The organism is Paracoccus sp. NIOT.M2S5SZ12 (assembly GCF_057748165.1).
Window position 1 is genome coordinate 39238 of sequence record NZ_JBYLFR010000001.1, and the last position, 18515, is coordinate 57752.

Annotated in this window: 23 protein-coding genes; 14 read left to right on the plus strand and 9 right to left on the minus strand. The window is 71.5% G+C overall.

The genetic code is table 11. The features are described from left to right. The first annotated feature begins 65 nt into the window (after nt 1-65). Together AC2SGK_RS00155 and AC2SGK_RS00160 are read left to right on the plus strand one after the other, a co-directional pair. The gene (locus AC2SGK_RS00155; RefSeq protein ID WP_488321592.1) at nt 66-1439 is read left to right on the plus strand and encodes a cryptochrome/photolyase family protein; all 1374 of its coding nucleotides are present in this window, start codon (nt 66-68) and stop codon (nt 1437-1439) included. After that, nucleotides 1439-2107, plus strand: a complete 669-nt coding sequence (locus tag AC2SGK_RS00160) for an SDR family NAD(P)-dependent oxidoreductase (RefSeq protein ID WP_488321593.1) — start codon at nt 1439-1441, stop codon at nt 2105-2107. Before AC2SGK_RS00155 ends, AC2SGK_RS00160 begins: the two co-directional genes overlap by 1 nt. Here the strand turns inward: AC2SGK_RS00160 and AC2SGK_RS00165 are convergent, their stop codons facing one another. Together AC2SGK_RS00165 and AC2SGK_RS00170 are read right to left on the minus strand one after the other, a co-directional pair. Then, nucleotides 2108-2644 carry a glutathione peroxidase gene (locus AC2SGK_RS00165; RefSeq protein WP_488321594.1) on the minus strand — a complete coding sequence of 179 codons (537 nt, stop codon included), beginning with the start codon at nt 2642-2644 and terminating at the stop codon, nt 2108-2110. Between the two features lie 27 nt (nt 2645-2671). Next, nucleotides 2672-3382 carry a tryptophan-rich sensory protein gene (locus AC2SGK_RS00170; RefSeq protein ID WP_488321595.1) on the minus strand — a complete coding sequence of 237 codons (711 nt, stop codon included), beginning with the start codon at nt 3380-3382 and terminating at the stop codon, nt 2672-2674. A gap of 168 nt (nt 3383-3550) precedes the next feature. Here AC2SGK_RS00170 and AC2SGK_RS00175 point away from each other — a divergent pair, with 168 nt between their 5' ends. Next, on the plus strand, nt 3551-4585 hold the full coding sequence (locus AC2SGK_RS00175; RefSeq protein ID WP_488321596.1) for a LacI family DNA-binding transcriptional regulator: 1035 nt from the start codon (nt 3551-3553) through the stop codon (nt 4583-4585). On the opposite strand, the gene AC2SGK_RS00180 is transcribed toward AC2SGK_RS00175, so the two are convergent. Beyond that, nucleotides 4582-5427, minus strand: coding sequence for a hypothetical protein (locus AC2SGK_RS00180; protein ID WP_488321597.1), 846 nt, complete (start codon nt 5425-5427; stop codon nt 4582-4584). The two genes, AC2SGK_RS00175 and AC2SGK_RS00180, sit on opposite strands and share 4 nt — an antisense overlap. Beyond that, nucleotides 5414-6049, minus strand: a complete 636-nt coding sequence (gene mobA / locus AC2SGK_RS00185) for a molybdenum cofactor guanylyltransferase MobA (protein WP_488321598.1) — start codon at nt 6047-6049, stop codon at nt 5414-5416. The genes AC2SGK_RS00180 and mobA overlap by 14 nt, the downstream gene beginning before the upstream one ends. 159 nt (nt 6050-6208) lie before the next feature. Between mobA and exbB the strand changes: the two genes are divergently transcribed. From exbB to AC2SGK_RS00200, 3 genes are read left to right on the plus strand one after another with little or no spacing between them, the layout of a single operon-like run. Continuing rightward, entirely contained in the window at nt 6209-7165 is a 957-nt protein-coding gene (gene exbB / locus AC2SGK_RS00190) for a tonB-system energizer ExbB (RefSeq protein ID WP_488321599.1), read from the plus strand. A gap of 3 nt (nt 7166-7168) precedes the next feature. Beyond that, on the plus strand, nt 7169-7618 hold the full coding sequence (gene exbD, locus AC2SGK_RS00195; protein ID WP_488321600.1) for a TonB system transport protein ExbD: 450 nt from the start codon (nt 7169-7171) through the stop codon (nt 7616-7618). Beyond that, nucleotides 7615-8487, plus strand: a complete 873-nt coding sequence (locus tag AC2SGK_RS00200; RefSeq protein ID WP_488321601.1) for an energy transducer TonB family protein — start codon at nt 7615-7617, stop codon at nt 8485-8487. The genes exbD and AC2SGK_RS00200 overlap by 4 nt, the downstream gene beginning before the upstream one ends. 171 nt (nt 8488-8658) lie before the next feature. Here AC2SGK_RS00200 and AC2SGK_RS00205 read toward each other — a convergent pair whose 3' ends face one another. The 4 genes from AC2SGK_RS00205 to AC2SGK_RS00220 are packed head-to-tail and all read right to left on the minus strand — an operon-like array spanning nt 8659 to nt 12230. Beyond that, nucleotides 8659-9417, minus strand: a complete 759-nt coding sequence (locus AC2SGK_RS00205; protein WP_488321602.1) for an iron ABC transporter ATP-binding protein — start codon at nt 9415-9417, stop codon at nt 8659-8661. After that, the gene (locus AC2SGK_RS00210) at nt 9414-10370 is read right to left on the minus strand and encodes an iron chelate uptake ABC transporter family permease subunit (protein WP_488321603.1); all 957 of its coding nucleotides are present in this window, start codon (nt 10368-10370) and stop codon (nt 9414-9416) included. The genes AC2SGK_RS00205 and AC2SGK_RS00210 overlap by 4 nt, the downstream gene beginning before the upstream one ends. Continuing rightward, nucleotides 10363-11331 carry an ABC transporter permease gene (locus AC2SGK_RS00215; protein ID WP_488321604.1) on the minus strand — a complete coding sequence of 323 codons (969 nt, stop codon included), beginning with the start codon at nt 11329-11331 and terminating at the stop codon, nt 10363-10365. Before AC2SGK_RS00215 ends, AC2SGK_RS00210 begins: the two co-directional genes overlap by 8 nt. Continuing rightward, on the minus strand, nt 11331-12230 hold the full coding sequence (locus AC2SGK_RS00220; RefSeq protein ID WP_488321605.1) for a siderophore ABC transporter substrate-binding protein: 900 nt from the start codon (nt 12228-12230) through the stop codon (nt 11331-11333). Before AC2SGK_RS00220 ends, AC2SGK_RS00215 begins: the two co-directional genes overlap by 1 nt. A 182-nt stretch (nt 12231-12412) precedes the next feature. Here AC2SGK_RS00220 and AC2SGK_RS00225 point away from each other — a divergent pair, with 182 nt between their 5' ends. The 8 genes from AC2SGK_RS00225 to AC2SGK_RS00260 all read left to right on the plus strand — a co-directional run bounded on the left by AC2SGK_RS00225 (nt 12413) and on the right by AC2SGK_RS00260 (nt 17530). After that, entirely contained in the window at nt 12413-12700 is a 288-nt protein-coding gene (locus tag AC2SGK_RS00225) for a DUF2218 domain-containing protein (protein WP_488321606.1), read from the plus strand. A gap of 109 nt (nt 12701-12809) precedes the next feature. Further along, entirely contained in the window at nt 12810-13424 is a 615-nt protein-coding gene (locus AC2SGK_RS00230; protein ID WP_488321607.1) for a ribonuclease D, read from the plus strand. A gap of 29 nt (nt 13425-13453) precedes the next feature. Next, nucleotides 13454-14398, plus strand: coding sequence for a KpsF/GutQ family sugar-phosphate isomerase (locus tag AC2SGK_RS00235; protein WP_488321608.1), 945 nt, complete (start codon nt 13454-13456; stop codon nt 14396-14398). A 3-nt stretch (nt 14399-14401) separates the two neighbouring features. Further along, nucleotides 14402-14992: a hypothetical protein gene (locus tag AC2SGK_RS00240; protein WP_488321609.1), complete on the plus strand. Its 591-nt coding sequence runs from the start codon at nt 14402-14404 to the stop codon at nt 14990-14992. A 17-nt stretch (nt 14993-15009) separates the two neighbouring features. Continuing rightward, nucleotides 15010-15495, plus strand: a complete 486-nt coding sequence (lptA, locus tag AC2SGK_RS00245; protein ID WP_488321610.1) for a lipopolysaccharide transport periplasmic protein LptA — start codon at nt 15010-15012, stop codon at nt 15493-15495. After that, nucleotides 15495-16229: an LPS export ABC transporter ATP-binding protein gene (lptB, locus tag AC2SGK_RS00250; protein WP_411838287.1), complete on the plus strand. Its 735-nt coding sequence runs from the start codon at nt 15495-15497 to the stop codon at nt 16227-16229. Before lptA ends, lptB begins: the two co-directional genes overlap by 1 nt. A gap of 166 nt (nt 16230-16395) precedes the next feature. Continuing rightward, nucleotides 16396-16971 (plus strand): ribosome hibernation-promoting factor, HPF/YfiA family, encoded by a 576-nt coding sequence (hpf, locus tag AC2SGK_RS00255; protein ID WP_411839436.1) that lies wholly within the window; start codon nt 16396-16398, stop codon nt 16969-16971. Nucleotides 16972-17065: 94 nt separating this feature from the next. Further along, complete coding sequence (locus tag AC2SGK_RS00260) at nt 17066-17530, plus strand: PTS sugar transporter subunit IIA (protein WP_411838288.1); 465 nt, start codon at nt 17066-17068, stop codon at nt 17528-17530. A gap of 99 nt (nt 17531-17629) precedes the next feature. Here the strand turns inward: AC2SGK_RS00260 and AC2SGK_RS00265 are convergent, their stop codons facing one another. Beyond that, nucleotides 17630-18496 (minus strand): branched-chain amino acid aminotransferase, encoded by an 867-nt coding sequence (locus AC2SGK_RS00265; protein WP_369799449.1) that lies wholly within the window; start codon nt 18494-18496, stop codon nt 17630-17632. Nucleotides 18497-18515: the final 19 nt, after the last annotated feature.

The window sequence follows — 18515 nt, forward strand, 5'->3', positions numbered from 1 at the left end:
TGAAACCATTTCGGCCCCCGCGCGTGATCCCCGCACGGGATCATCGGACGGACAGGGAGAATGCGATGACGGTCATCTGCTGGTTCAGGCGGGTTCTGCGGCTGGACGACCATCCGGCGCTGGTCGCGGCGGCCCGCGCGGGCGCGGTGATCCCGCTGGTCATCCTGGACCCGGCCGAGGCCCGCGACCACCCGGCCAGCGCGCAGCGTCAGGCCATGGCTCTGCCCGCGCTGGAGGCGGCGCTGCGGCGCCATCGCAGCCGCCTGATCGTGCGGCGCGGCGATCCGGCCGCCGTTCTGGAGGCGCTGGCGCGCGAGACCGGCGCGGCCGAGATCCACGCGACCGAGGGGTTTCCCTTCGCGTCCGATCACGGGCTCAAGGCCGCGGCGGAGCGGGGCGGCGCGGCGCTGCATCTGCATCCCACGGCCGATCTGGTGCCGCGCGGGTCGGTCCGGACCGGGTCGGGGGGCGTCTACAAGGTCTTCACGCCTTTCTGGAAGGCGCTGCGCCAGACCGCGATCGCGGACCCGCTGCCCGTCCCGTCGCTGCGCCTGCCCGAGGCTTGGCCCGACAGCGACGGCACCGACTGGCCCGAGGCGCGCGCCGCAATGGACCGGGGCTGGGACGTGATGGCCGGGCATGTCGATGCCGGAGAGGATGCCGCCCATGACCGGCTGGAGGCGTTTCTGTCGGGCGATATCGCCGGCTACAAGCCGGATCGCGACCTGCCGTGGAAGCCGCGCGCGACATCGGGCCTGTCCGACGCGCTGGCCGTCGGCGAGATCAGCGCCCGGCGAATCTGGGCGCGCTGCCGGGGCGATTTCGAGCAGGGCATCCCTGGCATCGAGCCGTTCCTGTCGGAGCTGTGCTGGCGCGAGTTCGCGCGCGAGCTGATGGCCGAGGCCCCTGACCTGGGCCGGTCGCCTTGGCGCAAGGAATGGGCCAACTTTCCGTGGCGCCGGGACAATGACGATGCCGAGGCCTGGCGGCGCGGCCGCACCGGCGTGCCCATCGTCGATGCGGGCATGCGCGAGCTGTATGCCACGGGCCGGATGCACAACCGGGTGCGGATGATCGCCGGCAGCTATCTGACCAAGCATCTGCTGACCGACTGGCGGGTGGGGCTGGACTGGTTCGCGCGCTGCCTGACGGATTGGGACGCGGCCTCGAACGCGATGAACTGGCAATGGGTGGCGGGTTGCGGACCGGATGCCTCGCCCTTCTTCCGCATCTTCAACCCCGAGACCCAGGCCGAGAAGTTCGACGCCAAGTCCCGCTATCGCGACCACTGGATGCGTCCCGACGCCCCCGGCGCGCAGGAGTTCGGCGCGGCCATTCCGCGATCCTGGGACATCGATCTGACGAAACGCGCCCTGCCGCGGATCTCGCTGCCCGAGGGCCGGGCCCGCGCGCTCAGCGCCTATGAGGAGATGAAGTGATGGCGGATGCACTGATCCTGGGGACGTCGGGCGGCATCGGCGCGGCGCTGGCTGCCCGGCTGGAGGGGCAGGGCTGGGCCGTCACCGGCCTGTCGCGGTCGCGCGACGGGCTGGACCTGACGCGGGCCGACACGGTCGCGGACCATGCCGCGCGGCTGGCCGGGCGCAGCTTCGATCTGATCGTGAACACCACCGGCGCGCTGGTCATCGACGGGCATCAGCCGGAAAAGACCATGGACGCCGTCGATGCGGACGCAATGGCCGCGCAGTTCGCGCTGAACGCCACCGGCGTCGCGCTGGCGATCCGGCATTTCGGGCCGCTTCTGGCGCGGGACCGGCGGGCGGTGCTGGGGTCGCTGTCCGCGCGGGTGGGGTCGATCGGGGACAACGACCTGGGCGGGTGGGTCGCCTATCGCGCGGCCAAGGCGGCGCAGAACCAGATCATCCGGACCGCCGCCATCGAATACCGCCGCCGCAACCGCCAGTCGATTCTGGTCGCGCTGCATCCCGGCACGGTGGCCACGCCGCTGACCGCGAAATACGCGGCGCGCCACCCCACCATCACCCCCGAACGCAGCGCCGAGGCGCTGATGGCGGTCATCGACCGCCTGACGCCCGAGGATACCGGCAGCTTCTGGGACTGGAAGGGCGCGCGCGTCCCCTGGTGATCAGGACAGATAGGGCTGGGCCGCGCCGATGATCTGGCGCCCGCCCGGCTTGACGAAGGACCCCCAAGTGCCCAGCACGCGGCCCTGCGGGTCCAGCAGGACCTTGTTGAAGTTCCATTGCGGAACGAAGCCCGTCTGTTCGCGCAGCCAGGCGTAGAAGGGGTGAACCTCGCCTTGGGCGACATGCAGGATGTCGGTCATGGGCAGGGTCATGCCGTATTGCAGTTCGCAATAGTCCTTGGCCTCGGCGCCGCTGGCCAGCTCCTGGTTGAAGTCGTCCGAGGGCACGGCCAGCACCACCAGCCCGCGCGGGCCATAGGTGTCGTGGACCGCCTGCATGTCGGCCAACTGTCCCGCGAACCCGCAGAGCGAGGCGGTGTTGACCACCAGCACCGGCCGGCCGCGCCAGTCCGCGGTGTCGTATTCGCCCCCGTCCACCGACGGAAAGGTGAAGCTGGGCGCGTCCTGCGCGCGGGCGCGCCCCAGGCCCAGGGCGGGCAGGGCGGTGGCGAGGGACAGGAACAGGCGGCGTTTCATGGTCGTCTCCCCTTTGCGGTGGTGATGTCAGGATGCCCGTGAGCCGGTCACGGCGCGCAGCGCCAGCAGGGCCGCGGCCAGGACCGCGATGGCGATGACGGGCCAGTTGCCCGCGCCCCAGTTCGCGGCAATGACCCCGGCCAGCGCCCAGATGACCGCCGCCGGATAGGCCCATTCGCGCGGATGCAGCGCCTGCACGCCCAAGGCCAGAAGGCCCACCGCGATCAGGCAGACGATCGCGGCCACCTGCGCTGAGAGCCAGCCGTGCCCGCCCAGCCAGATGCCCGCGGACGCCCCCGAGGCCGCCGTCAGCCAGCCCGCATAGAGCGCGACGGGCCGCCCCTCCAGCCAGCGGTCGCGGCGTCCGGCCCAAATCATCGCGGTGACGGCGGTGACCAGCATCGCCAGGATCATCAGCGTGGCCAGCCCCGGCAGGCGCTGCGCCACCGGCAGCCAGAAGAAGCCGATGGTCAGGCTGGCCAGCAGGGCGGTGCGCATCAGGCGCCATTCCTCGTCCTCGGCCCGGCGCCACAGGCCGAAAGCCGCGCCCGCGATCAGCCACAGATAGATCACCCCCCAGATGGAGAAGGCCCAGCCCGCGGGCTGCACTGGCGGGTCCTGCTGGGGAATGGGAAAGCGGTCGGGATCATAGCCCGCAAAGCCCGGAAAGATCAGCGGCGATGCCGCGAAGGCCAGCGCCGCGACAAGCACCAGGATGGCCAGGGTTCGGTTCGACATGCGGGGGTCCTTCGCTTTGGGCGTCCCGCCCGCAAGGGTCACCGCCTGCAGGCGTTTGTCAACGCGTCCGGTCGCGCGGCGGTTGCCACCGGGCGCGGTTCGCGGCATGGATAGGCACCCCCTGTCCCGGCGCGACGTCGCGCCGCACGCCGATGGTCCGTTCAGACGATGACGCTCAAGGAATTCGCCAAGCTGGTCGGCATGTCGCCCACCACCGTGAGCCGCGCGCTGAACGGGCATCCCGAGGTGAACGAGGTCACCCGCGCCCGGCTGATCGCCGCCGCGCGTCATCACGGCTATCAGCCCAACGCCCATGCCCGGTTCCTGGCCACGGGCCATGCCAGCACCATCGGCTGCGTCATTCCCATCGGCGGGCGCAACGAGATCGTGAACCCGATCTATGCCGACTTCCTGGCCGGGGTGGGCGAGGAATGCGCCCGCCGCCGCTTTGAGATCAACCTGACCGTGGTGGCGGACCAGGATCAGCCCGACGCCTATCGGGCGCTGTCGTCGAAGGGGTTGATCGGCGGCGTGATCGTGCAGTTCCCGCGCCATGACGACCCGCGCCCGGCGCTGCTGGACCGGATCGGGATGCCCTTCGTGGTGCATGGGCGGGTGACCGGCCATGACGCGCCCTATACCTGGGTGGACGTGAACAACCGGCGCGCCTTCCATCGTGGGACGGGGTTTCTGGCGCAGTTGGGCCACCGGCGCATCGCCCTTCTGAACGGGGACGAGCGGCTGGACTTTGCCGACCGGCGGCGCGCGGGCTATCTGGCGGGAATGGACGAGGCCGGGCTGGAGGCAGACCCCGCCCTGATGGCCGAGGGCGAGATGACCGTGGCCTTCGGATATGCGCACACGCGTCGGCTTCTGGCGCGGCCCGCGGGCCAGCGGCCCACCGCCATCCTGTGCGCGGCGACGATGATCGCGACCGGCGTGGCCCAGGCCGTCGAGGAGGCGGGGCTGGTACTCGGGCGCGACCTGTCGGTGCTGACCTTCGACGACGACCTGTCCTATTACGCCAACCGCGCGGCGGTGCCTGTCTTCAGCGCCATGCGCTCGTCGGTGCGCGTCGCGGGGGCGCGCTGCGCGGCGCTGCTGATCGACCGCATCACCGGACTGCGCCACGACCCGGTGCAGGAGCTGCTGGAGGCCGAGCTGGTCCTCGGCCGCTCCACCGCGCCGCCTCCGGAAGGCTAGAGCGCCAGCCAGGCCTCATGGCCCAGCCCCAGAATCTGGCCCTCGGACGCCAGATCGCGGATGCGCGGATCGGGGGTGAACATCGCCGTCAGCGCCCCCGCATCGTCCAGCGCCCCGAGCCTGCCCGCCAGCAGCGCCACCTGCGCCGCATCGCGGCAGGCGTATCCGGGATGGCCGCGCAGATCGCCTAGCATCGACGGATAGACCTCGGCCAGAACCACCGGCGCGTCGCGCCACGGCTGGAAGGGCCAGACCGCGACCCGGTCCCCAAGGGCGCGGCGCAGGCGGTTCAGCCGGGGGATGCCGGTCAGGCTCTGCGCGCCGACCGCCCCCGCCCCGGCCAGCTGAAAGGGCGATTTCGGGCGCGGCCCGCCGGGGCGCGGGGCCTCGGTCGCGCGATGCGCGGCGATGGTCGGGTGCGGGGGCGGGCGCAGGCGGGGCAGGTCGGGCGTGGCCTCGCGCCGCCCGTCGCCCCAGAAGACCGGATGGCGCAGGGTCCGGTTCATCGCCGCCGCCACCGCGCGATAGTTGGTGTCATTCGTCGCATTGTCGCGATGCGCGTCCGCCAGATGATCCCACAGCGCCAGCGCATCGTCGCGCCCGGTGATCGCGCGCGCCAGGCCCGCCGGATGGCCGAAGGCGAAGTCGACCCCGATCAGCAGCCGCTCCTGCCGGTCGGCGGCGCGGGCCAGGATGCGGTCGATCCGGTCGGCCGCCGCGGCGCGGGTGGGCGGGTTTTCGGGCGGATCGCTGTCGGTGCCGATCCAGATGCTGTCCGCGCCCCGCACCGGACGACCGGCGGCGGACCAGTCCACCACCACGATCCGGTCAAAGCGCGGCAAGGCGCGCCTCGACCCGGGCCAGGTCCTCGGGCGTGTTCAGGTTCGCGAAGGGGTCGGCCCGGCCCGCCTCCCAGACCGCCCGGCCCGGCGCATGCGCCTCGGTGAAGGCGCGCACCCGGCGTTCGTCGCGCGCCAGCGCCGCGGCCAGCGCGCAGCGCAGCGCAACCGGCCACAGCGCGCAGACCGGATGGTCGCGCAGCGTGCCGTCCGCCTCGCGCGTTGCGGCCAGCGCCAGCCCCTGGGGTCCGCGGGCCGCCATCAGGCGCTGCGCCAGATCCTCCGGCAGAAAGGGCGAATCGCCCGGCACGGTCAGCACATGCGCCGCGCCCTGGGCCGCCGCCCAGTCCATCGCGACCAGCACTCCGGCCAGCGGGCCGGGCCGGTCGGGCAGGCTGTCGGCCAACACCGACAGGCCGAAGCCCGCCAGCCGCGCCGGATCGCCGTTGGCGTTCAGCGCGACCGCCCCGGCCTGCGGACGCAGCCGGTCCAGCACATGCGCCAGCACTGGCCGCCCGCCCAGGGGCAGCAGCGGCTTGTCCCCGCCGCCCATGCGCCGCGCCAGCCCTCCGGCCAGGATCACGGCGGGCGGGGGCGGGTCGGTGCGGGAAAGGGTCTTTGTCATGGCGGGACTGTGGCGCGCCGCGCGATCCGCCGCAAGCCGACGGGGGTTGCGGGTAATAGTTGACAGTTTTACTTTCCGGGTCAATAAGGCGCCGAACCGCCGCAGGCGCGCCGCATGGCCGCAGTCCTGCGGCCATGACCTCTGCAAGCAAGGACCGCCATGACCCATTTGCCAGGACAGACGATTCGCGCGGGGATGGCCGCGCTTCTGGTCGGGATGACGCTGGCCGGTGCGGCGACGGCGCAGGAGGCCCCGCGCCCCGACGCGCCCGTGGCCGGGACGCCCGCCGCCCCCGCCGATCCGGCGGCAGTCCCGGCGACCGAAGCCCCCGTGGCGGAGGCGCCTGCGACACAAGCTCCTGCAGCCGGCGTGCCGGTGGCCGAGGCGCCCATTGCCCCTGCGCCCGAGGCGCGCGACCCCGCGCTGCCGCACGACCTGTCGCCGATGGGGATGTTCCTGGCGGCGGACTGGGTGGTGAAGGGGGTGATGATCGGGCTGGCCGTGGCCTCGGTCATCACCTGGACGATCCTTCTGGCCAAGATGATCGAGCTGTGGGCCGCCTCGCGCCGGGCCGCGGGGGCGGCGCGCCGCATCGCCGCGGCCCCGTCGCTGGCCCAGGCCGCGGCGGCGACCGGGACGCGTGCTGACCCGGTCTCGCGCATGATCCGCAGCGCCGATGCGGAATACCGCCGCTCGGCCCCCGCGCTGGAGGAGGCGGGCGATCACGGCGTCAAGGAACGCGTCGAATCGCAGCTGGAGCGCATCGAGCTTGCCGCCGGGCGTCGCATGGCGCGGGGCACGGGCGTCTTGGCCACGATCGGCTCGACCGCGCCCTTCGTGGGGCTGTTCGGGACGGTCTGGGGGATCATGAACAGCTTCATCGGCATTTCCGAATCGCAGACGACCAACCTGGCCGTGGTGGCGCCGGGCATCGCCGAGGCGCTGCTGGCCACCGCGATCGGCCTGGTCGCGGCGATCCCGGCGGTGGTGATCTACAACGTCTTCGCGCGGGCCGTGACCGGGTACCGGATGCGTCTGGGTCACGCCGCGGCCCAGGTCCGGCAGACGCTGAGCCGCGATCTGGATTTCCGCGGCCGCAGCGCGGCGGGGGTCTAGGCCATGGCCGGAGGCATCCGCGACACCGACGATCTGGCCGACAACCATGAGATCAACGTCACGCCCTTCATCGACGTGATGCTGGTGCTGCTGATCATCTTCATGGTGGCGGCGCCCTTGGCCACGGTGGACGTGAACGTCGATCTGCCGGTGTCGAACGCCAGCCAGGCCGAGCGCCCCGAGCAGCCGGTCTATGTGACCGTGCGCCCCGACCTGACGCTGGCCCTGGGCAATGACGACATCGCCCCCGGCGGTCTGGCCGCGGCGCTGGAGGCCGCGACGAGCGGCGACCGAGAGCAGCGGATCTTCCTGCGCGCCGATGCGGCGGTGGCCTATGGCGAGCTGATGGGGGTGATGAACGCGCTGCGCGATGCGGGCTATCTGAAGATCGCGCTGGTCGGGCTGGACGCGGTGCAGGCCGCTCCGGTGCCCGCCGAGGGCGGCGCCCCGTGAGCGGGCGGGCGCTGCGCGTCCTGGGCGAGGGCGCCCTGTGGACCGGCGCCTCGGCGCTGGTGCTGGCGGCGCATGTCGGCGCGGGCCTGTGGGTCATGGGCCGCACTGACGCGGGCGCGCCGCCGGGCCTGCCCGATGCGGTCTTTGTCGACCTGGCCCCCGCGCTGCCTCCCGCCCCCGCCGCGCCCGAAGGACCCGAGGCACTGGCCGGGGGCGAGGCGCGCCAGGAGGTCGAGGCCGAGGACATCCCCGATCAGCCCACGCCGGAGCCGGAACCCGAACAGGTGGCCGAGCCGATCGACCCCGAAACGCTGGATCTGCCCGAGTTCCGGCAGTTCACCCCGCCGGACATCCCGGTGCGGACCGCGCTGGCGCTGGACAGCTCCTCCCGGCCGCAGCGCCGCCCCGAGCCGCGCGACGAACCCGCCCCGCGCCGCGAGCCCGAACCGGCGCCCGCGCGCCAGCCCGAACCGCAGCCCCGGCAGGCCTCCCAGGCCGCGCAGGCGCAGGGCCAGGGCGGCGAGGCCCAGACCCGGCGGGCGTCGGGCGATGCGCAGGGTGGCGGAGCCTCCCGGCAGGCAACGGCCGACGCCACGGCGCTCTGGGGCGCTCAGGTCGGGGCGTGCATCCAGCGCAGGGCGGCGCTGCCTCGGAATGTCCGTCAGGGAGGGCGGGTCAACTTGGCGCTGACGGTGTCGCGCAGCGGCGCGATCCAGGGCGTGGGGATCGCCGGATCGTCTGGAAATCCGGACGTGGATCAGGCGGCGCTGACCGCCGCGCAGCGTGCCGGTCGCTGTCCTGCAGCCCCGGCCGCACTGACCGAGACGGTCTACTCCTTCACGCTGCCGATCCGCCTGGACGTCCGCTGATCGCAGGGTTGCGCAAGCCGCCCCCATCGAAGGGGCGTCTTGCGCCGGAGGCTGCGCCCCCGCGGCACGGCCCCGGACGGGCAATGCCATTGGATGCCTTGGCGGGTGCGGGGGGTCCGGGGGGTGCAGCCCCCCGGGGCTCCGCCGGGCCGAAGGCCCGGCAGCGGCGCGTCAGACGTGGTGCAGGACCAGCGGGCGGCCCTGATGCGCGCCCACGCGGATGGGCGCGTCGTAGAGATTCGACAGCACGTCCTCGGTCAGCACCTCGTCCGGCGCCCCTTCGGCGACCACGCGGCCGTGCTTCATGGCGATCACGTGATCGGCCCAGGCCGCGGCATAGTTGATCTCGTGCACCACCATCGCCACGCTGCGCCCGCCCTGATCGACCAGCCCGCGCAGCCGGCCCATCAGGGCGCGGGCATGGGCCATGTCCAGGTTGTTCAGCGGCTCGTCCAGCAGCAGCCAGTCCGTGTCCTGCGCCCAGGCCATCGCGATATGCGCGCGCTGCGCCTGCCCGCCCGACACCTCGTCCAGGAACCGGTCGGCCAGATCGGTCAGGGCGAAGGTCTTCAGCGCCAGCCAGACCAGCGCGTGGTCCTGCGGACCCGGGCGGCCCTTGTGATGCGGCCAGCGGCCGAAGGCCACCACCTCGGACAGGCGCAGGCGGCTGGCGATGGCGGTCTGCTGGCCCAGGATCGCCATGACCTGCGCCAGCCGGTCCGTGGGCGTTGTGGTCACGTCATGGCCGGCCACGCTGACCCGACCCTGCTGCAGCGGCTCCAGCCGCCCGACCAGGCGCAGCAGCGTCGACTTTCCCGCCCCGTTCGGGCCGATCAGCGCCGTCAGCCGCCCCTGGGGCAGGGTCGTGGTGATGTCATGCAGGATCGGCGTGCCGCCGATCGCGTGGCAGACCCCTTCGATCTGGATCATCGGATGCGCCCCTTCAGCAGCAGATACAGGAAGAACAGGCCGCCCGCGAATTCCACGACGACCGACAGGGTGGCGGCCTGACCCAGCTGGCGCTCGAACAGCCACTGTCCCCCCACCAGCAGGATCGCCGCAGACAGCGCCGCCGCGGGCAGAAGCGCCGCGTGCCGCGCGCTGCGCATCAGCCCATGCGCCAGCCCCGCCACGATCAGCCCGAAGAAGGCCACCGGCCCGACCAGCGCGGTCGAGACCGAGACCAGCACCGCGACCAGCGCCAGCACGCCCAGCACCATGGCGCGATGCGCCAGCCCCAGGGACACCGCCGGGTCGCGCCCAAGCGCCAGCACGTCCAGCCGCGCCGATAGCCGCCAGGCGACCAGCACCGCCGCCCCCGTGATCGCCGCGGCCCAAGGCAGCAGCGTGGCATCGACCCGGTTGAAGCTGGCAAAGCTGACCGATTGCACCACCGCGAATTCGTTCGGGTCCAGGATGCGGCCCAGAAACCCCGACAGCGACCGGAACAGGACGCCCAGGATCACCCCGGTCAGGATCATCCGCGGCAGGTCGCGCGCGCCGCGCAGCAGCAGCGTGCCGAACAGCACGGCGGCCAGCGCGGTCATCGCCGCGATCTCGGCCAGGAACTTCGGGCCCGCGGGCAGGCCGGTCAGGCCCGCGCCCCCCAGGGCCACGACCAGCGCCGTCTGCAGCAGCACGTACAGCGCGTCGAACCCCATGATCGACGGTGTCAGCACCCGGTTCGCGGCGACCGTCTGGAACAGGATCGTGGCGACCCCGATGGCGGTCGCGACCGTGACCAGCGCCGCCAGCTTGGTTCCGCGCAGGCCCAGGATGAAGCCGCGATTGCCGCCGCCCAGACCCTGCAGCATCCAGACCGCCGAAAGCGACGCCAGCAGCAGCGCCATCCCGCCCAGCATGATCCGCGCGCGCCTATCCATGGGCGGGCTTCGACCGAGGGGGCCGGCGATGCAGCAGCCAGAGGAACAGGAGCGCACCCAGCACGCCCAGAATGGTGCCGGCGGGCACCTCATAGGGGTGGATGACCAGCCGACCGGCCAGATCGCAGCCCAGGACCAGCACCGCCCCGGCCAGCGCCACCACGGGCAGGGAGGCGCGCAGGTTGTCGCCCATGATCCGCGCCACGAGGTTCGGCACGACCAGCCCCACGAAGGGGATCATACCCACCGTGGTCACCACCATCGCCGTCACGACCGACACCACCGCCAGGCCCAACCGCATCACCGGGGCCGTGGACAGGCCCAGCCCCGTCGCCACCTGATCGCCCAGGCCCAAGATCGCGAAACGGTCGGCCGAGAACCAGGCCAGCCCCGCCGCCGCCCCCGCGATCCACAGCAGCTCATAGCGCCCCGAGATCACGCCCGAGAATTCGCCACTCATCAGCCAGGTGCCGACATATTGCATCAGGTCGGTCTGCCAGCCCACGAAGGTCACGACCGAGCCGAGCACCCCCGACAGGACCAGGCCCGCGATGGGGACCAGCATCACCTCGCGCACGGGCAGGCGCCGGATCACGGCCAGGAACAGCGCGGTCGTGACCATGGCCGACAGGCTGGCCGCGATCATTCGCAGCCACAGGGGGCTGGCGGGCCAGAGGATGGTGATGGCCAGAAGGCCAAGCGCCGCGCCCTCGGCCGTCCCTGACGTGTCGGGGCCGACGAAGCGGTTGCGGACCAGCGCCTGGATCAGCACCCCCGCCACCGACAGCGCGGCCCCCGTCAGCACCACCGACAGCGTGCGCGGCAGCCGCGATTCCAGCAGGACCAGCAGGGCCTGCGGATCGCGGAAGGCGTCCGTCACGCGGATGTCGGCGGCGCCGACCGTCAGGCTGGCCAGCATCAGCGCGACCAGCGCCGATGTCAGGGCGGGCAGGGGGCGCATCAGTCCGCGAAGGCCTGCGCCAGCTGGTCCAGCACCGCCATGGTCGAGCCGTAGCCCCCGGCCGAGATGTAGGTCGCCGCCGGGTCCAGCCGGATCACCTGATCCTGCTGCCAGGCGGTGGTGCCCGCCACCAGGTCGGATCGCAGCGTCTCCATCGCGCCCTGGCCGTCCTCGCCGATGGCGGCGCCGCGATCGACGACCAGCAGCCAGTCCGGATCGGCCTGGGCGATGAACTCATGGCTGATCGCCTGGCCGTGGGTGGCGTCGTCCAGGCCCGGCACGGCCTCCTTCAGCCCCGTCGCCTGGAAGATCCAGCCGAAGCGCGATCCGGCGCCATAGGCCGACATCTTGGGGCCGTTGGTCATGACGATCAGCGCGGTGCCGCGATCCTCGGCGCCCTCGCGCAGCGCGGCCAGCCTGCCGTCCAGCGCCTGGGTCAGGGCCTCGGCCTCGGCGGCCTTCCCGAACAGCGCGCCATAGGTCTCGATGCGGGCGCGGGCATCGGCCAGCAGGTCCGGGCCGAAGGTCATGTCGATGGCCGGCGCCACCTGCGACACCGCCGCCAGCTGCGCCGCCGAGCGTCCGCCGACGATGACCAGATCGGGCGCCAGACCGGCCAGCGCCTCCAGATCGGGCTCGAACAGGGTGCCGACCGGGCTGGCATCCGCCGCCGCGTCGCGCAGCGCCGGGACCATGATGTTGCCGACGGTGCCCGTGGGCGTGACGCCTAGGGCGGTGATCGTGTCCAGCGCGGCCATGTCATAGACCGCGACGCTGTCCGGCGTGTCGGGCAGGGTCACGGGGCCCTGGGCGGTGTCGATGGTGACCTGGGCCAGGGCCGCGACCGGTGCGGTCATGAGGGCGGTGGCCATCAGGGCGGGCAATGCGAAGCGGCGCATGGCGATCCTTTCATCGGGTTTGCGCGTGGTGGCTGGGTCCGTGGCTGCACGCCCGGCGGGCTTAGCGCCGCCGCGACCGGAGCGCAAGAATGGCCATGTCTTTTTGTCGGGATATTGCGGCGAATTGTTGACTAAAGCAATTGGGTATTCTAGGCCGGGCCGAGACAAGGAAAGGACCGCCCATGCGCATGACCGCCTCCCACCCCACCGACAGCGCCCTGCCGTTGATCGGCACCATGGCCAAGCATTTCGGCCACAAGATCCCCGTCGCGCAGGATGATGCCGGCGCGGTCCTGACCTTTCCGATGGGTGCGGCGCGGCTGACCCCCGGGGAGGGCGCGCTGCATCTGGCGCTGGAGGCCGATGACGCGGAGGCGATGGAATCGCTGCGCGACGTGGTCGAGCGTCATCTGCTGCGCTTTGCCCATCGCGACGACCCGGCGGCCCTGACCTGGTCCCCGGCCGCCTGACGCGGCGGTCCCGCACGCGATTTTCACTGGATCGGGCCGCCGGTTTCTGGTGGAAGGGGCCGAAGCGGCCGATGCCCGGCATCCGGCCCCGAACGAGGCAGGACCGGTCATGAGCATCCATCTGTACCCCAACGATCTTCCCGACGACCTGGAGCTGGGCCCGATCGTGGCCATCGACACCGAGACGATGGGACTGGACCCGCGCCGCGACCGGCTGTGCCTGGTCCAGCTGTCGGGCGGCGACGGCGAGGCGCATCTGGTCCAGATCGATCGCGGCCAGACCGAGGCGCCGAACCTGACCAAGCTGCTGACCGACCCCAAGGTGCTGAAGCTGTTCCATTTCGGCCGCTTCGACATCGCGGCGCTGGAGAACGCCTTCGGCGTGGTCACGTCGCCGGTCTGGTGCACCAAGATCGCATCCAGGCTGGTGCGGACCTTCACCGACCGGCACGGGCTGAAATACCTGCTGAACGAGCTGGTGGGCTTCGATGTCAGCAAGCAGCAGCAGACCAGCGACTGGGGCGCGGCCGATCTGTCGGACGCGCAGCTGGAATATGCGGCCTCCGACGTGCTGCACCTGCACAAGCTGAAGGATGCCCTGGAGGAGCGGCTGAAGCGCGAGAACCGGCTGGGTCTGGCGCAGGCGTGCTTTGACTTTCTGCCGGCGCGTGCCCATCTGGACCTGCTGGGCTGGGGCGACGAGGGCGACATCTTTCGTCACTGAATCGCAGGCATGACGGAAAGGGGCGGCAGGTGGCGGATTACATCGAGACGGCGCGGCGGGTGATCGGGGTCGAGGTCGCGGGGCTCGAGGCCCTGTCGGCGGGTCTTGGCGACGAGTTCTCGCGCGCGGTCGAGATGATCCTGGCCGTGCGCGGCCGGGTGATCGTGTCGGGCATGGGCAAGTCGGGCCATGTCGGGCGCAAGATCGCGGCGACCTTCGCCTCGACCGGGACGCCCGCGCAATTCGTGCATCCGGCCGAGGCCAGCCATGGCGATCTGGGCATGGTGACCGAGGCCGACCTGGCGCTGGTCCTGTCCAACAGCGGCGAGACGCCGGAACTGGCCGACCTGATCGCGCATACGCGGCGCTTCTCCATCCCGCTGATCGGGGTGGCGGCGCGGCCGCAATCGACGCTGATGCGGCAGGCCGACCTGGGCCTGGTGCTGCCCGCGGCACCCGAGGCCTGCGGCAACGGCATCGTGCCCACGACCTCGACCACCATGACGCTGGCCCTGGGCGACGCGCTGGCCGTCGCGCTGATGGAGCATCGCTGCTTCACCGCCGATCATTTCCGCACCTTCCATCCCGGCGGCAAGCTGGGCGCGCGGCTGGCCAAGGTGGGCGACCTGATGCACACCGACCTGCCGCTGGTCCCGCAGGACGCGCCCATGTCCGAGGCGCTCTTGGTCATCAGCCAGAAGGGTTACGGCGTGACCGGCGTCACCGACGGGTCGGGCGCGCTGACGGGGATCATCACCGATGGCGACCTGCGCCGCCACATGCAGGGCCTGCTGGACCTGGACGCGGCGGCCGTGATGACGCCCGCGCCGCGCACCATCGCGCCGGGCGCCTTGGCCGAGGCCGCCCTGGCGCAGATGCAGGAGCGCAAGATCACCTGCCTGTTCGTGGTCGAGGACGGCCTGCCGCGCGGCATCCTGCACATCCACGACTGCCTGCGCGCGGGGCTGGTCTAGGCCATGTCGCGCACCCGCATCGTCCGCTGGCTGAGGGTCCTTCTGCCGCTTATGGCGCTGGTCATGCTGTCGACGATGTTCCTGTTCAGCCGCGGATCGGATGTCGAATCGCGCATCCCCTATGCCGAGGTCGACGCGCAGGAGGCCGCGCGCGGCAACCGGATCGTGGCGCCCGAATACAGCGGTGTGACCGGCGACGGGGCCGAGCTGAGCCTGCGCGCCGACAGCGTCGCCCCCGACGGATCGGGCGGCCGCGCCGGTGCGCTGGCGCTGGACTGGCGGCGGCCCGACGGGCTGAGCGCCGATCTGACCGCGCCGCAGGGCGGGGTGCAGGACGGGCTGGTCCGGCTGGAGGGGGGGGTGCGCATGACCACCTCCAGCGGCTGGCGGCTGGACGCCCCCTCGGTCGAGGCGCGCACCGATTCGTCGCTGATCGAGGCCAATGAGGGCGTCGCGGCCGAGGCCCCCTTTGGACGGATCACCGCCGACCGGATGCGGCTGGCGCCGGATGGCGATGCGTCGGTCTTGAATTTCTCGGGCGCTGTGCGTCTGATGTACGAACCCGCCGCCGCCGCGCCCCAGACCCGGCCCTGACCAGACCCGAGGACCCGATGACCCGTCGCCCCCTGCTGATCGCCGGCCTCCTGGCCCTGACCCTGCCGTCCGCGGCGCCGGCGCAGACCACCTTCGGCGGCATGCGCGCCGACATCTCGGCCCCGGTCGAGGTCGCGGCCGACAACCTGGAGGTCAACCAGGCCGACGGCAGCGCGCTGTTCACCGGCAACGTGGTCATCGGCCAGGGCGAGATGCGCCTCTCGGCCGACCGCGTCACCGTGCAATACGCCCAGGGCGGGCAGGAGCGCATCAGCAGCCTGACCGCCAGCGGCAACGTCACGCTGGTGTCCGGCCCCGATGCGGCCGAGGCGGCCGAGGCCGTCTATGACGTCGAGGCGGGCCGGGTGGACCTGTCGGGCGACGTGCTGCTGAGCCAGGGCGGCAACGTCCTGTCGGGCGAGCGGATGAGCGTCGATCTGGCCACCGGGGCCGCGCAGGTGCAGGGCCGGGTGCGGTCGGTCCTGCAGCCGGGGTCGCAGTGATGGGTGCCGACCGGGGCCTCGACGTGCGCGGCCTGCGCAAGTCCTATCGCAACCGTCCGGTCATCCGCGACGTGTCGATGCGGCTGGAGCGTGGCGAGGTCGTGGCCCTGCTGGGTCCGAACGGGTCGGGCAAGACGACCTGCTTCTACTGCATCGCGGGGCTGGTCACGCCGGATGCGGGTCAGGTCAGCATCGACGGGCGCGACGTCACCCGCCTGCCGATGTTCCGCCGCGCGCGCATGGGCATCGGCTATCTGCCGCAGGAGATGTCGATCTTTCGCGGCCTGACGGTCGAGCAGAACATCATGGCCGTCCTCGAGGTCGCGCTGGACGATCCGCGCCACCGGCGGGACCGGCTGGAGGAGCTGCTGGGCGACTTCTCGATCACCCATCTGCGTGGCGCGCCCGCCCTGGCCCTGTCGGGCGGCGAGCGGCGCCGGGCCGAGATCGCGCGCTGCCTGGCCTCCGATCCGGGCTTTCTGCTGCTGGACGAGCCCTTCGCAGGCGTCGACCCCATCGCCGTGGGCGAGATCCGCGGCCTGGTCCACGCGCTGAAGTCGCGCGGAATCGGCGTGCTGATCACCGATCACAACGTGCGCGAGACCCTGGGTATCGTGGACCGCGCCTATATCCTGCATGACGGCCATGTGCTGATGTCGGGGACCACCGATGTCATCGTCGCGGACCCCCGCGTGCGCGAGGTCTATCTGGGCGACAGCTTCACCCTGTCCTGACGAATCCGGGTCACGGCCCCGTGTGGGGCGTTGACAGACGGGCCGCACTGTCACCAAATCGTTTCATGCGGGTGCGGAGATGCCGCCCCGTGACACCCGTTTCCGCCCTTGCCGGCACCAAGAGCGGGCAGGCGCAGCGACGACGGGCAACCGGAGAGGAGTGATGATGCGCTATACCATCAGCGGAAAGCAGATCGACGTCGGAGATGCGCTGAGCACGCATGTGAAGACCGAGCTGGGCGAGACGATCGAGAAGTATTCTCAGCGTCCCACCGATGCCGCGGTCACCTTTTCCAAGGACGCGCACCAGTTCCTGTGCGATGCGGTGGTCCATCTGTCCACCGGGCTGAACGTCGCCGCGCGCGGCACCGCCACCGACATCTATGCCGCCTTCGAGGCCTGCCGCGAAAAGATGGACAAGCAGCTGCGCCGCTACAAGCGCCGCCTGAAGGACCACCACAAGGACCGGTCGGAGCCGGTTGTCTTCGGCGAGGCCGGCAGCTATGTGCTGGCCGCCGACGAGGATGAGTGGGAATCGCAGGATGGCAGCCTGGAGCCCATCATCATCGCCGAGATGGAAAGCCGCGTGCCCACCCTGTCGGTGGGCGATGCGGTGATGCAGATGGAACTGTCGGGCACGCCGCTTCTGGTGTTCCGCAACGAGAAACATGGGGGCGTCAACGTCGTCCACCGCCGCGACGACGGCAATGTGGGCTGGATCGATCCACGCGGCAATGGCTGACCGCCACGCCGCCCGGTCCCGACGGGACGCCTGACAGCACGCCGCCCCCAGACCGCGCGTCCGGGGGCGGTCAGCTTGGGAAAGACACGACGCGATGCAACTTGCTGAAATCCTGAAGCCCAAGGCGGTCCGCTCGCTGGGGCAGGTCACCTCCAAGAAGCGCCTGTTCCAGGAGCTGGCGGAGCTGGCCCATGCCGAATACGGGCTGAACGCCTCGGAGGTGCTGGACGCCCTGCAGGAGCGCGAGAGCCTCGGCCCCACCGGCGTGGGACAGGGCGTGGCGCTGCCGCATGCGCGGCTGCACGGGCTGGACCGGGTCGTGGGTCTGTTCCTGCGCCTGGACAAGCCCCTGGATTTCGACGCGGTGGACCGTCAGCCGGTCGATCTGGTCTTTGCGCTGCTGGCCCCGGAGAGCAGCGGCGTGGACCACCTGAAGGCCTTGGCGCTGGTGTCGCGGACGCTGCGCGACCAGGACCTGCGCACCAAGCTGCGCGCCAATGACGACCCGGTCGCGCTGCACGCCGTCTTGTCGGCCGCCAGCGGCATCAAGGCGGCCTGACGCCCGAATCACGCATCCGCGGTGCCGGACGGTCGGCCCCGCCGACCGGGGCGACCCGCAAGTCTGCGGGGACCGCCGTGACGATCCCCGCAAGGTCCCTCAGGCGCGGACCAGCGCCTCGTAGCTTTCGGCCACGTCGCGGGTGATCTGGCCGACCTGGAAGTGCCAGTCGCCGATCTGCCCCACCGGCGTCACCTCGGCCGCGGTGCCGGTCAGCCAGCATTCCTGGAAGCCCTCCAGCTCATCGGGGGTGATGCGGCGCTCGTGGACGGTATAGCCCTTGTCCTTCAGCATCTGCACGATGGTCTGGCGGGTGATGCCGTTCAGGAACCGGTCGGCCAGGGGCGTGTGGACCTCTCCGTCCTTGACGAAGAAGATGTTCGCGCCGGTCGCCTCGGCGACATAGCCCTCCCAGTCCATGAACAGCGCGTCCGAACAGCCCTTGGCCTCGGCCGCGTGCTTGGACATGGTGCAGATCATGTAGAGGCCCGCGGCCTTGGCGGCGGTGGGGATGGTCTCGGGGCTGGGACGCTTCCACTTGGCGACGTCCAGCTTCGCGCCCTGCCATTTCGCGTCGCCGTAATAGCTGCCCCATTCCCAGGCCGCGACGGCCATGCGGACCGGGTTGCGCGCCGCCGACACGCCCATGTCCAGGCCCGACCCGCGCCATGCGACGACGCGCACATAGGCGTTCTCGAAGCCGTTGGCCTTCAGCACGGCCTCCTTGGCGGCGTCGATCTCCTCCGCGGAATAGGGGATCGGCATGTCCAGCAGGCGGCCCGATTCGATCAGGCGCAGCGAATGTTCGTGGCCCTTGAAGATCTTGCCGTCATAGCACCGCTCACCCTCGAAGACCGAGCTGGCATAATGCATCGCATGGGTCAGGATGTGCACCTTGGCATCGCGCCAGTCCACCAGGTCCCCGTCCATCCAGATCTTGCCGTCGCGATCGTCGTAAGCCAGCATCATATGTCTCCATCCGCCG

Bases quoted from the DNA above. Each gene is read 5' to 3' on its own strand.
- AC2SGK_RS00205 (WP_488321602.1), bottom strand. From the start codon at position 9,417: ATGATCCAGATCGAAGGGGTCTGCCACGCGATCGGCGGCACGCCGATC.
- lptA (WP_488321610.1), top strand. From the start codon at position 15,010: ATGACCCGTCGCCCCCTGCTGATCGCCGGCCTCCTGGCCCTGACCCTG.
- hpf (WP_411839436.1), top strand. From the start codon at position 16,396: ATGCGCTATACCATCAGCGGAAAGCAGATCGACGTCGGAGATGCGCTG.
- exbB (WP_488321599.1), top strand. From the start codon at position 6,209: ATGACCCATTTGCCAGGACAGACGATTCGCGCGGGGATGGCCGCGCTT.
- AC2SGK_RS00170 (WP_488321595.1), bottom strand. From the start codon at position 3,382: ATGTCGAACCGAACCCTGGCCATCCTGGTGCTTGTCGCGGCGCTGGCC.
- AC2SGK_RS00260 (WP_411838288.1), top strand. From the start codon at position 17,066: ATGCAACTTGCTGAAATCCTGAAGCCCAAGGCGGTCCGCTCGCTGGGG.
- AC2SGK_RS00165 (WP_488321594.1), bottom strand. From the start codon at position 2,644: ATGAAACGCCGCCTGTTCCTGTCCCTCGCCACCGCCCTGCCCGCCCTG.
- AC2SGK_RS00210 (WP_488321603.1), bottom strand. From the start codon at position 10,370: ATGGATAGGCGCGCGCGGATCATGCTGGGCGGGATGGCGCTGCTGCTG.
- AC2SGK_RS00155 (WP_488321592.1), top strand. From the start codon at position 66: ATGACGGTCATCTGCTGGTTCAGGCGGGTTCTGCGGCTGGACGACCAT.
- AC2SGK_RS00225 (WP_488321606.1), top strand. From the start codon at position 12,413: ATGCGCATGACCGCCTCCCACCCCACCGACAGCGCCCTGCCGTTGATC.
- lptB (WP_411838287.1), top strand. From the start codon at position 15,495: ATGGGTGCCGACCGGGGCCTCGACGTGCGCGGCCTGCGCAAGTCCTAT.
- AC2SGK_RS00160 (WP_488321593.1), top strand. From the start codon at position 1,439: ATGGCGGATGCACTGATCCTGGGGACGTCGGGCGGCATCGGCGCGGCG.
- exbD (WP_488321600.1), top strand. From the start codon at position 7,169: ATGGCCGGAGGCATCCGCGACACCGACGATCTGGCCGACAACCATGAG.
- AC2SGK_RS00215 (WP_488321604.1), bottom strand. From the start codon at position 11,331: ATGCGCCCCCTGCCCGCCCTGACATCGGCGCTGGTCGCGCTGATGCTG.
- AC2SGK_RS00230 (WP_488321607.1), top strand. From the start codon at position 12,810: ATGAGCATCCATCTGTACCCCAACGATCTTCCCGACGACCTGGAGCTG.
- mobA (WP_488321598.1), bottom strand. From the start codon at position 6,049: ATGACAAAGACCCTTTCCCGCACCGACCCGCCCCCGCCCGCCGTGATC.
- AC2SGK_RS00265 (WP_369799449.1), bottom strand. From the start codon at position 18,496: ATGCTGGCTTACGACGATCGCGACGGCAAGATCTGGATGGACGGGGAC.
- AC2SGK_RS00175 (WP_488321596.1), top strand. From the start codon at position 3,551: ATGACGCTCAAGGAATTCGCCAAGCTGGTCGGCATGTCGCCCACCACC.
- AC2SGK_RS00240 (WP_488321609.1), top strand. From the start codon at position 14,402: ATGTCGCGCACCCGCATCGTCCGCTGGCTGAGGGTCCTTCTGCCGCTT.
- AC2SGK_RS00220 (WP_488321605.1), bottom strand. From the start codon at position 12,230: ATGCGCCGCTTCGCATTGCCCGCCCTGATGGCCACCGCCCTCATGACC.